The sequence below is a fragment of the Candidatus Deferrimicrobiaceae bacterium genome (assembly GCA_035256765.1).
GTDB lineage: Bacteria > Desulfobacterota > Deferrimicrobia > Deferrimicrobiales > Deferrimicrobiaceae > CSP1-8.
Map to the genome: position 1 here is coordinate 1 of DATEXR010000099.1, position 3,026 is coordinate 3,026.

Genomic DNA, 3,026 nt, shown 5'->3' on the forward strand with positions numbered 1-3,026 from the left:
TGATCTTCCTGCCTACGGACGCGGACCTTGCCGATCGCTGCGTGGATGCCGTCGAACGATACGCCCGGGAAGAAGGGTGCCCGGTCCTCGGCTGGAGGCAGGTCCCCGTGAATTCGGATCCCCTGGGGGACCTCGCCCGGACGACGCGGCCCGAGATCCGTCAATGTTTCCTCTCGAGCGAGTCCCTCGGCGGAGACGCCTTCGAACGGAAGCTCTACGTCATCCGCCGCCGGGCGGAGAAGGAGGCCAGGAGCTGGACCGACTGCGACGCGAGCCAGTTCTACATCTCCAGCCTCTCGGCCCGCACCATCGTCTACAAGGGGCTGCTCACCGGCTCCCAGCTCACCACGTTCTTCCCGGACCTGCGCGACCCGTCCTTCGCAAGCGCCTTCGCGGTGGTTCACCAGAGGTACAGCACGAATACCCTTCCCACGTGGCACCTCGCCCACCCGTTCCGGTTCCTGGCGCATAACGGGGAGATCAACACGCTGCGGGGGAACATCAACCGGATGCGCGGCCGGGAGGCCATGATCGAATCGGAGCTGTTCGGCGCCGACCTCGAGAAGATCAAGCCCGTGATCCTCGAGGAGGGAAGCGACTCCGCGATCTTCGACAACGCGCTGGAGCTCCTGGTGATGGCCGGGCGTTCGCTCCCCCACGCCATGATGATGATGGTCCCCGAGGCGTTCGGCCCGAAGTTCCACATGAGCGAGGACAAGCGGGCGTTCTACGAGTACCACTCCGCGATCATGGAACCGTGGGACGGCCCGGCGGCTCTCGTCTTCAGCGACGGGCGATACATCGGGGCCACCCTGGACCGGAACGGCCTGCGGCCCGCCCGGTACACGATCACCCGCGACGGCATGATCGTCCTGGCCTCGGAAACCGGCGTGATGGACTTTCCGGCCAGCCAGATCTTCCAGAAGGGCCGCCTGCAACCGGGAAAGATGTTTCTCGTGGACCTGGAGCAGAAACGGATCGTCCCCGACAACGAGATCAAGTCCCGCATTTCGCGCCAGCGCCCGTACCGTCACTGGGTGAAGGACAACCGGATCGAGATGCGGGGGCTGTTCAATCCGCCCGAAATCCCCCCGGAGAACCCGGAGGTCCTGGTCACCAGGCAGATCGCCTTCGGATACACCGAAGAGGACCTGAAGATGGTAATCGCTCCGATGGCCTCGCAGGGCCAGGAAGCGGTCGGCTCGATGGGGGACGACTCCGCCCTGGCGGTGTTGTCCAACCGCCCGCAGCTGCTCTTCTCCTATTTCAAGCAGCTGTTCGCGCAGGTCACCAACCCCCCGATCGACCCGCTCCGGGAGGAGCTGGTGATGTCGCTGCGGAGTTTCGTCGGGCGGGCGAAGAACCTGCTTTCCGAGACGCCGGAACATTGCCGGATGCTCAAGCTCCCCCACCCGGTCCTCACCCCGGAGGACATGGCGCGCCTGCGCAACGCCTCCGTCCCGGAAATCATCGCTCGGGACATCGACATTCTGTTTCCCGCGGACGGCGACGGGAAAGCCCTGGCCTCGGCCCTGACCTCCGTCTTCGTGCTGGCCGAAAAATACATCAAGGAGGGGGCGACCTTCCTGATCCTGACGGACAGGAACATGGACGCGGGCCGCGCCCCGATCCCTTCGTTGCTCGCCATCTCGGGTCTTCACCATCACCTGATCCGCAGGGGCCTTCGCACCCAGGCGTCGATCATCATCGAAACCGGGGAAGCCCGGGAGGTCATGCACTACGCGCTCCTCGTCGGCTACGGTGCCAACGGGATCTGTCCCTATATCGCCTTCTCCACGGTGCGCAACCTGGCGGAAACCGGGCTGCTGGAAAAACCGCTCCTCCCGGGCGAAGCCATCGACGCGTACGTCACGGCCGTCAAGAAAGGGCTGCTCAAAACGATGAGCAAGATGGGGATCTCGACCCTGCGCAGCTACGTCGGGGCCCAGATCTTCGAGGCCGTGGGCCTCGGGCGGAAGCTCACGGACAAGTACTTCTGCGGCACGGCTTCCCGGATCAGCGGGATCGGGCTCAACGAGATCGCCGCGGAGACGCGGGCAAGACATCGCCGGGCCTATGAAGGGGACGGGAATGCAAACCGTCTGCTTGACCCCGGCGGGCTGTTCCAGGTGAGGGTGGACGGGGAAAAGCATCTGTGGAGCCCGGAGGCGATTTACAAACTCCAGCACTCCGTCCGTACCGGCGGCTACCGGGTATTCAAGGAATACACGGCCCTGATCGACGACCAGTCGAAAGATCGCGCGACGCTTCGCAGCCTCTTCCGGTTCCGGGAGGGGAAGCCGGTCCCGATCGATGAGGTCGAACCGGTGGAGAGCATCACCCGAAGGTTCGTCACCGCGGCGATGTCCTACGGGTCGATCAGCACGGAAGCCCACGAGACGATCGCGCTGGCGATGAACCGCCTCGGCGGCCGCAGCAACTGCGGAGAAGGGGGCGAGGATCCTGCCCGCTCCCTCCCCCTCGCGAACGGCGACAGCCTGCGCTCCCGCACCAGGCAGGTCGCCTCGGGGAGGTTCGGGGTCACCACGGAATACCTGATCCACGCGGACGAACTCCAGATCAAGATGGCCCAGGGGGCGAAACCCGGCGAGGGGGGCCAGTTGCCCGGACACAAGGTGAGCGCGGAGATCGCGAGGGTGCGCCACACCACGCCGGGGGTCACCCTGATCTCTCCCCCGCCGCACCACGACATCTACTCGATCGAGGACCTCGCGCAACTGATCTACGACCTGAAATGCGTGAATCCCCGGGCGAACGTCTCCGTCAAGCTCGTCTCCTCGGTCGGGGTGGGTACGGTGGCGGCGGGAGTCGCCAAGGCGAAGGCGGACCTGGTCCTGATCTCGGGGCACGACGGGGGCACGGGGGCGTCCCCGCTCACCTCCATCAAGCACGCCGGGCTCCCCTGGGAACTCGGGCTCGCCGAGACGCAGCAGGCCTTGATCTTCAACCGGCTGCGCGACCGGATCCGCGTGCAGACCGACGGGCAGCTCAAAACCGGCCGCGAT

The 3,026-nt window shown here is 65.7% G+C and carries 1 protein-coding gene; it reads left to right on the top strand.

Annotation, left to right across the window (positions count from 1 at the left end; all coding sequences use genetic code 11):
* Window positions 1–3,026: glutamate synthase large subunit (gene gltB, locus VJ307_03245; GenBank protein ID HJX73147.1), on the top strand; the 3,026-nt coding region annotated here is incomplete at both ends.